This is a genomic window from Leptotrichia trevisanii DSM 22070 (assembly GCF_000482505.1).
Lineage (GTDB): Bacteria > Fusobacteriota > Fusobacteriia > Fusobacteriales > Leptotrichiaceae > Leptotrichia > Leptotrichia trevisanii.
Map to the genome: position 1 here is coordinate 37,572 of NZ_KI519444.1, position 8,976 is coordinate 46,547.

6 protein-coding genes are annotated in these 8,976 nt (G+C 32.3%); 4 read left to right on the forward strand and 2 right to left on the reverse strand.

Going from position 1 to position 8,976, the window contains the following annotated elements:
* The first annotated feature begins 391 nt into the window (after positions 1-391).
* The 4 genes from argH (at position 392) to K324_RS0111390 (ending at position 5,594) form a co-directional block, all read left to right on the forward strand.
* The gene (gene argH / locus K324_RS0111375) at positions 392-1,771 is read left to right on the forward strand and encodes an argininosuccinate lyase (RefSeq protein WP_026749235.1); all 1,380 of its coding nucleotides are present in this window, start codon (positions 392-394) and stop codon (positions 1,769-1,771) included.
* Positions 1,772-2,157: 386 nt separating this feature from the next.
* Positions 2,158-2,631, forward strand: a complete 474-nt coding sequence (locus tag K324_RS0111380) for a GNAT family N-acetyltransferase (protein WP_026749236.1) — start codon at positions 2,158-2,160, stop codon at positions 2,629-2,631.
* Between the two features lie 175 nt (positions 2,632-2,806).
* Positions 2,807-4,162, forward strand: coding sequence for a hemolysin family protein (locus tag K324_RS0111385; RefSeq protein WP_026749237.1), 1,356 nt, complete (start codon positions 2,807-2,809; stop codon positions 4,160-4,162).
* Between the two features lie 49 nt (positions 4,163-4,211).
* On the forward strand, positions 4,212-5,594 hold the full coding sequence (locus K324_RS0111390; RefSeq protein ID WP_026749238.1) for an NCS2 family permease: 1,383 nt from the start codon (positions 4,212-4,214) through the stop codon (positions 5,592-5,594).
* A gap of 108 nt (positions 5,595-5,702) precedes the next feature.
* Here K324_RS0111390 and K324_RS0111395 read toward each other — a convergent pair whose 3' ends face one another.
* Together K324_RS0111395 and rlmN are read right to left on the reverse strand one after the other, a co-directional pair.
* A complete protein-coding gene (locus tag K324_RS0111395; RefSeq protein ID WP_026749239.1) occupies positions 5,703-7,748 on the reverse strand; it encodes a transglycosylase domain-containing protein in 2,046 nt (681 codons plus the stop codon).
* 34 nt (positions 7,749-7,782) lie between these two features.
* Positions 7,783-8,895 (reverse strand): dual-specificity RNA methyltransferase RlmN, encoded by a 1,113-nt coding sequence (gene rlmN, locus K324_RS0111400; protein WP_084533646.1) that lies wholly within the window; start codon positions 8,893-8,895, stop codon positions 7,783-7,785.
* Between the last annotated feature and the right edge of the window lie 81 nt (positions 8,896-8,976).

Consider the following 8,976-nt stretch of genomic DNA (forward strand, 5'->3'; position numbering starts at 1 on the left):
TTTTATTTAAAATTTTATTTTCTTACAATTATTATAACACAATTTCAATATTCTTATCAAATTTTGTTTATTAATTTTTTGAAGAAAATTTTTTGGTATGAATTATTATAAAATTTAATTGTAAATATCGCTTGTATGTATTTGTTTGTTTTTACAATATATAATTAATCAAAAACGTCCGATAATATAAGTTTTTCAAACACTCTTCAAAAGGATTAAAAAAAGAGTTAGGTATTTAAAATTCATAAAATCACAGTTATTTTGACTGTGTTTTTTTATCCAAAATTTTTTTTATACATAATTTTAATTTATACTTTTAAACTCTTTAAAAATAAGGTTTTATTTGATATAATATACAAATAAATTATGTTTTTAGAAAGGACTGAAAAATATGAAAAAAATGTGGGAAGGTCGATTCCATAAGGAAACTAATAAATTGTTAGAAAAATTTAATGCGTCAATTACGTTTGATAAAAGAATGTATGAAGAGGATATTACTGGGAGTATTGCACATAGCAGAATGCTTGCTAAGCAAGGGATTATTGCGGAAAATGAACAAAAAGATATTGAAAATGGGTTGCTTCAGATAAAGGATGAAATTGAAAAGGGAGAATTTGAGTTTAGAATTGAAGATGAAGATATTCATATGTCGATTGAGAAAAGGTTGACACAGATTATCGGGGCTGTGGCTGGGAAATTGCATACTGCCAGAAGCCGAAACGATCAGGTGGCTCTTGACGTGCGAATGTATGTACGAAAAGAGGCCCGTGAAATCTCAAATTTACTTGTAAAAATGGAAAATGTACTGCTAGGACTCGCTGAAAAATATAAAAATGTTATTATTCCTGGGTATACTCATTTACAAAGGGCTCAGCCAATTTTATTCTCTCATCACCTGATGGCTTACTTCCAAATGTTTAAAAGGGATATTTCAAGAATCGAGGACTTTTTGGAAAGAAGTGACGAGATGCCGCTTGGAGCAGGAGCTTTGGCTGGAACTACGTTTAATCTGGATAGACATTTCGTGGCAAAAGAACTTGGATTTTCAAAGCCTACAGAAAACAGCCTTGATTCTGTAAGCGACAGGGATTTTATAATTGAACTTGCAATGATTATTTCAGTAATTTCAATGCACTTGTCAAGATTTTCAGAAGAAATTATTATCTGGTGCACATCTGAATTTTCATTTATAAATCTGGACGATGCCTTTGCAACAGGCTCTTCAATTATGCCGCAGAAAAAAAATCCTGACATTGCCGAACTTGTAAGAGGGAAAACAGGCAGAATCTACGGAAATCTTATGGGAATTTTAACAACAATGAAGGCACTTCCGCTGGCTTACAACAAGGATATGCAGGAGGACAAGGAAGGAATTTTTGATTCAATTGACAATATCAAATTATCCATCGAAATCTTCTACCTAATGCTTGACACAATAACAGTAAACAACGAAAAAATCTACACTTCAATGCGAGCAGGTTTCCTAAATGCAACAGACGTAGCCGATTACCTTGCAAAACACAATATTCCATTCAGACAGGCACATAAAATCGTTGGAGAAATAGTATCCTACTGCGAAGATAAGAAAATCGCAATTGATGACATGAAACTCGAAGAATTTCATAAATTTTCTGAGGTTTTCAAAAATGCCATTCTTTCAGAAATCACAATTGAAAACTGCGTAAACAAGCGAAATTCATTTGGTGGAACCTCCATAAAAAATGTCGAAATGCAAATTGAAAATGGAAAGAAATTTTTAGAAACTTTATAACAGAGTTTTTTCTTTTTTATTTTTTATTTTCGTAGGATTGCTCATTGCCGCAAAACCTTATCTTGCAGTAAAAGTTTATCCTAGTAATTAAAATTGTGGCAAGATTGCTACGCAATAACCTATGGCTAGTCTACGACATTTTTCAGCACTGACAAAAAAATCGCTATGCTCAGACAGTTTTGCCAGCACAGAAAAATGCTCCGATGGAATATTTATACTAAAATCTGTTTGAAAAATGAAAATTATATTTTAATTATTTGAAAATGTTAAGTTTATATCCTTATAAATTAGTAAAAAAAATTGGTAAAATGTCGCAATTAATATTGCAATTTATGATTTATTAAAATCATTATATAAAAATACAAATGAAAGGAAAAATTATTACAATGAAAGAAATTAGGTTAGCACAAGAAAAAGATATTCCAAAAATAGAAAATTTACTGGAACAAATTTTATTAATTCATCACGAAGGTCGTCCAGACATTTTCAAGGCAACTGGGAAAAAATACACAGCAAAAGAATTAACAGAAATGTTAAACGACTCAAACAAGCCAATATTCGTAGCAACTGATAAAAATGATAACGTAATTGGCTATATTTTCTGTATTTTCAAGCAACAAACAAATCACAACGTCCTAACTGATATAAAAACGTTATTTATTGACGATCTTTGTGTTGATGAAAGCACTCGTGGGCAGAACATTGGAAAGAAATTATACGATTTTGCCTTAGATTTTGCAAAAAAAGAAGGCTGTTACAATTTAACATTGGATGCTTGGGCTGATAATGCTGGAGCTGTCAGATTTTATGAAAAATTGGGAATGAAAGTTCAGAAGTATGTTTTCGAGGAGATTTTATAATTTTAAAATCAATTTTTAAATTTTTTAAAAATATGCTATAATATGCTTAAACTCTTTAAATTAATACAAAATAAAAAGTTAGAGTTTGAATAAATAGTTACATTTTTTAAGTTTAGTTTTAAAATTTGTTACTATAAAAGTTGGTAAATTTAAAAAATTTAGGAGGAAAAATAAAATGTCTGAGGGCAGTTTATTATTACAGATTGTAATAATAATAATTTTAACGGGAATTAACGCTTTCTTTTCCAGTGCGGAAATGGCGATTGTTTCGTTAAATAAAAATAAATTAAAAATATTAATTGAAGATGGAAATAAAAAAGCAGTTTTACTTGATAATTTGCTGCAGGAACCAAGCAAATTCCTGTCTACTATTCAGGTTGGAATCACTTTAGCAAGTTTTTTTGCGTCAGCATCAGCGGCAACTGGTTTATCCCAATATTTGTCAAGTGCATTACAACCTTTGAATATTCCGTATAACTATCAAATTTCAATGATTTTAATAACTTTTCTGTTGTCATATATCACGCTTGTTTTTGGGGAACTGATTCCAAAAAGAATCGCACTTAGAAATTCAGAGAATATCGCATTATCGTCAGTTGGAGTTGTTGTGTTTATTTCAAAATTATTTTCTCCATTTGTAAAATTTTTGACATTTTCTACAAATCTGGTACTTACAATTTTGAAAATGAAGGAAGATAATATTGAAGAGAAGGTTTCTAAGGAGGAATTACGTTCACTGGTGGAAGTCGGTAAGGAACATGGTGTTATTAACGAAGCTGAACAGGAAATGATTGAAAATATTATTGAATTTGATGAGAAAATTGCACGGGAAATAATGATTCCGAGAACAAAAGTATTTTTGATTGACAAAAATATTTCGATTCACGAACTTTTTGAAAACAAGGAATTTGGAAAATATTCACGTATTCCAGTTTATGAAAATGAAGCTGACAACATTATCGGAATTTTATTAACTAAGGATTTGATGATGGAAGCCTATAAAAAGGGATTTGATAACATAAAAGTGGCTGATTTGCTGCAAGAAGCATATTTTGTACCTGAAACAAAAAATGTAAATGAACTTTTTAACGAAATGCAGCTTGAGAAAAAACACATCACTATTCTGATTGATGAATATGGAGGTTTTTCAGGAATTGTTACGCTTGAGGACTTGATTGAGGAAGTTATGGGAAATATTGCCGATGAATTTGACGATGAGGACTTGTCAATTCGTCAGTTATCACGAAATAAATACTTAATTAGTGGAGAAGTTTCATTAAATGACTTGAATGATAATTTCCACTTTGAGCTTGAATCCAAATATTATGATACTTTAAGCGGGATTTTAATTGAAAATTTAGGATACATTCCCGAAGATAATGAAAATATTGAGCCAATCACAATTAATGGTGTTGTATTCAAGCCACAACGAGTCAGAAATAAAAAAATCGAAAAAGTTGTTATGACTTTCGATAAAGATAATAAAGAAGAAGATGAAAAAGCTAAAACCAAATCAAATGAAGATGAATAATATTTTGTAACAACTAAATAATACATAGAAATGGAGTTGATTAATCAAAATGAGCATCACTAATGTTCAACAGACAAGCGGACTTAAACGACTTTTCCCGCTTCTAGCAAATGAAAATATCAATATGAAGAAGGAAATTATGGCAGGAATTACAACATTTCTTACAATGGCGTACATAATTGCCGTAAATCCAAATATTTTATCAAAAACAGGAATGAATGCAGGTGCATTAGTTACAGCAACTTGTTTTTCAGCCGCAATCGGTTGTTTTCTTATGGGACTCATCGCAAACTTGCCTTTCGCTCTTGCCTCAGGTATGGGATTAAACGCATTTTTTGCATTTACAGTTGTATTAAAAGGTGGTATCAGCTGGCAAACTGCCTTGACTGCCGTATTCTGTGAAGGGATTATATTTATATTTTTAACGCTTTTTAAAGTGCGTGAAGCCGTAGTAAATTCTATTCCAGAAAATATGAAACATGCTGTTACTGGTGGAATTGGAGTGTTTATTGCATTCGTAGGTTTTTCAGGAAGTGGACTGATTGTTTTAAGCGAATCGACCAAAGTTAGCATGGGGCATTTTTCTCCAGCCGTTATTATTTCATTTATCGGATTATTTTTAATAGCAATTCTGGATAAAAAGAATGTACGTGGTTCAATTCTTTATGGAATTATTTTAAGTTCTTTACTGGCTTGGGGATATGCACTTATAAATCCTGCACACGCAAAAGATTTAGGAATTTATTTACCATCTGGTATCTTTAAATATGAGTCAATGATGCCTGTTATGGGGAAATTAGACTTTAAGCTATTTACAGATTTTAAAACATTTGGAAATTTATTCGTTATAGTTTGTACATTCTTATTTGTAGATTTCTTTGATACTGTCGGAACATTGATAGGGGTATGCTCAAAAGCAGATATGCTGGATGAAAATGGAAACGTACCAAACGTAGGACGAGCCTTAATGGCAGACGCAATCGCAACTACAGCTGGTGCTGCACTTGGAGTTTCAACAGTTACAACTTATGTAGAAAGTTCAACAGGAGTTATCGCAGGAGGAAGAACAGGATGGACAGCCATTACAACAGGATTCCTATTCCTAATATCAATGTTTTTCTCTCCAATATTTATCTCAATACCAGGATGTGCTACAGCTCCAGCCTTAATTTACGTTGGTTACTTAATGCTAAGTTCAGTTAAAAATATAGACTTGCACGATATTCTAGAAGGTGTTCCATCTTTCATTACAATTACAACAATGGCTTTGACTTACAGTATCGGAGATGGATTAACATTAGGAATTTTATCTTATGTATTAATAAATCTGTTTTACAATTTATTCTCGAAAAAAGAAGACAGAAGGCATGTTTCGTGGGTAATGATTATTTTGGGTGCATTATTTATAGTTAAATTATTATTTATGTCATAATTAATAATCAAATAAAAAAATTTTCATAAACAAAAAATATGATCTCTTGTACATTAATTTGTATTTGAAATCATATTTTTTTATTGATTTTTAAATTTTATTCTGTTTCTAAAAAGTTATCCCATTCCTAAACTTGCCTTCTGACTCAATCGGCTCTGTTCCAGCCTTAAACAATGCTGTCCGTTTATTCACTCCATCTCTGTCAAGAAGTCCTATTTGTAAGTCAATATCTCTTGTTGTCAAGTCTTTTCTCGTAATATAATCGTCTATAAACTCAAAGACTCCAACATTGTAATTTGGTAAATCTACCACTGTCTGCATATAAGTTTTCCAGATTGGTGCAGCTGCAGCTCCTCCTGTCATTCCAGGCCCCATTGACTTGTTGTCATCGTTTCCAACGTAAACTACTGTGGCAAGAGTTGGTGTGTAACCTGTAAACCACGCTGAAACATAGTCAGAAGTTGTTCCTGTTTTTCCAGCCATTGGAATAAGCTGTCCATTTTTAAAGACTTTCGCAGATTGTCCAGTTCCATAATTTACAGCATTTTCAAGCATATAAGTTAGTATTGCGACATCTTTTGAATCGTAAACTTTTTTCATTTTTGGTTTTGCCTCATAAACGACTTCTCCGTATTTATTTTCAATTTTATAAATATATTGAGGCTGCACCTGATAACCTCCGTTTGCAAGTGCTGCATAAAACATCGCCATATCTACTGGCCTTGTGGAAATTGAACCAAGTGCCAATGTATAGTTTTTAGGAAAATCTCCTCCTACAATTCCTGCATCACGCCATACTTTTTCAGCCGAATTGATTCCAACACGCTGCAGCAGTTTTACTGGGATTATATTATTGGAAATTTCCAATGCCTTGGCAAGTGTCATACTATCCCTGAAAACTCCATCATAGTTCTTTGGACTCCAGTTTCCAATTTTTATTGGTGAATCTTCCATAACACTGTTCATTGCCATATTTTTTTGCAGTGCCGCAAGATAAACTACTGGTTTGTATGATGAACCTGGTTGTCTTAATGAACTTAATGCACGGTTAAAGTTTCCTTTTTTATAGTTTTTCCCTCCAACCATTGCTTTTACAAATCCGTTACTTGGATCAATCGAAAATAACGCACCGTTCAAATTTGCACGACTCTTCAAGTTATAATTGTTGTTAAAGGCTGAGTAGGCTGCCCTTTGTAAGTCTAAATCAACTGTTGCATAAATTTTATAACCGTCAAACAGGAATTTTTGATCTTCTTCAGGTATTTTCAATATTTTTCTCACTTCACTTAATACAACTGTTGTAAATTCAGGTGCTACATTTGAAGTCGAAATCTGTTCCTCTTCATTACGGCTTTTAATATTTCCATTTACAAATGTAATTTTTTCTTTAACTGCCTCATTATACTCCTCATCTGTTATAAATCCAAAGTTTCTCATTTGATGAAGTACAATTTTCTGTCTTTCCAACGCATTTTCTATTTTGGAGTATTTTGTCGGTGACTTAGGCAGGCTGGCTAAAATTGCCGCTTGTGCAATGGAAAGCTGTTTTGGCTGTTTATTAAAATATTTTATTGCCGCATTTTTTATACCATAAGCCCCTTGTCCAAAATAAATTGTATTCAGGTAATTTTCCAGAATTTCATCTTTTGTATATTTTCTTTCAATTTCTATTGCCAAAATTGCTTCCTTAATTTTTCTTGTCATTGTCTGTTCTGGCGACAAAAAAGCATTTTTTGCAAGCTGCTGAGTAAGTGTACTTCCCCCTTCACGTCGTCTTCCCGTAATTGTCAAAAATGCCGCTCTTGCCGTTCTTATAAAGTCAAATCCATGGTGAGTCCTAAATTTTCTGTCCTCTATCGCCAAAAACGCATTTTGTACATGCGGAGGAATTTCTCCAATACCTATTGGTGCCCTGTTTTGAACCATTATCGTATCTATCTGGTTCCCATTGATGTCATAAATTACTGAAGGTGACACAGGTGCATAACCATCTATTAAATCAACTGGCGTTTCCTTACTCACTGTATAAACAAGATAAGCTCCAGCTCCAAATGTAATTACAAATAAAAATACGAAGACTTTGAAAAAAAACGAAAATAAACTAAATTTTTTTCCAGGTTTTTCCACTTTTACTCTTTTATTATTCTTTTTCATTACTACCTCTTTTCGTAACTGTTTCAATATTTATTTAAATATTCTGAATAGAATCCATCTGTTTTTTCGCCTTCAACTGTCCACAGGCTGCTGCAATGTCCTGCCCTTTAGTTTCCCGCAATGTTACATTAACATTTTTGTCTTTTAATAATTTATAAAATTCCCTTTGTTTTTGTTTTGGCGGTGTCTTGTAGGGCTTTCCACCAACAGGGTTATAAGGAATCAAGTTCACTAAACACGAAAATGAATTTAAAAATCCAGCCAGTTCCCTCGCATCCTCAGGCTCACAATTCAAGTCATCAATCAGAATATATTCAAATGTAATCCGATTTTTAGTCTGTTTCTGATATTCCAGAAGTGATTCCTTCAGCTGTTTTACTCCCCATCTTTTATTTATCGGCATAATCTCGCTTCTTACATCATCCCTTACCGAATGCAACGAAATCGCCAAATTTATCTGATTTTCATTTTCTGTAAATTTTTTTATTCCATTCACAATCCCGCTTGTAGAAATCGTAAAATTTCTTTTTGAAAAATTCTGTCCTTTCGGGGAATTTAATATATTAATTGAACCAAGAACTGCATCATAATTTAAAAATGGCTCTCCCATTCCCATATAAACCACATTTCCCAGCTTTTCTCCACGCTGTAGCAGATGTTTCTGCACATAATAATATTGCAGTAAAATTTCGGAAATTGATAAATTTCTTTCATAAGTCATTGTCGCTGTTGCACAGAAATCACATCCGATAAGACACCCAATTTGCGAAGAAACACAAAGTGTATGCCTATTTTTATGAGAAATAAGAACACTTTCAATCAGCCTTCTATCCTTCAATTCAAACAGAAATTTCTCAGTATCCCCATCTTCCGAAACCTGATGCGTCTTAAACTCAAGTTTTGCCACATAAAATTTCTCTTTCAAAATTTCCCTGTCTTTCTTTGAAATATTGGAAAACTCATCAAAATCAAATACCAATTTATTGTGTAGCCAGTCAAAAACTTGGCTTGCATTAAACTTCTTCATCCCAATTTCAACAAATTTCTCTTGCAGATTCTCCAAGCTCATTCCCAGAATATCAATTTTTTCAATTGTATCTAAATTTTTTTCCTCTTCATTTATCATTTCGTTATCATTTCTCTCCATATTTTTTAATCTTTTCAATTTCCTCCTTTTATTTCTCCAATTTTTATTGTTTATATCATACCACATTTTACAAAAATATTA

What these genes read in the sequence shown, in the direction of transcription:
- argH (WP_026749235.1), top strand. Translation starts at nt 392, where the DNA reads ATGAAAAAAATGTGGGAAGGTCGATTCCATAAGGAAACTAATAAATTG.
- K324_RS0111380 (WP_026749236.1), top strand. Translation starts at nt 2,158, where the DNA reads ATGAAAGAAATTAGGTTAGCACAAGAAAAAGATATTCCAAAAATAGAA.
- K324_RS0111385 (WP_026749237.1), top strand. Translation starts at nt 2,807, where the DNA reads ATGTCTGAGGGCAGTTTATTATTACAGATTGTAATAATAATAATTTTA.
- K324_RS0111390 (WP_026749238.1), top strand. Translation starts at nt 4,212, where the DNA reads ATGAGCATCACTAATGTTCAACAGACAAGCGGACTTAAACGACTTTTC.
- K324_RS0111395 (WP_026749239.1), bottom strand. Translation starts at nt 7,748, where the DNA reads ATGAAAAAGAATAATAAAAGAGTAAAAGTGGAAAAACCTGGAAAAAAA.
- rlmN (WP_084533646.1), bottom strand. Translation starts at nt 8,895, where the DNA reads ATGGAGAGAAATGATAACGAAATGATAAATGAAGAGGAAAAAAATTTA.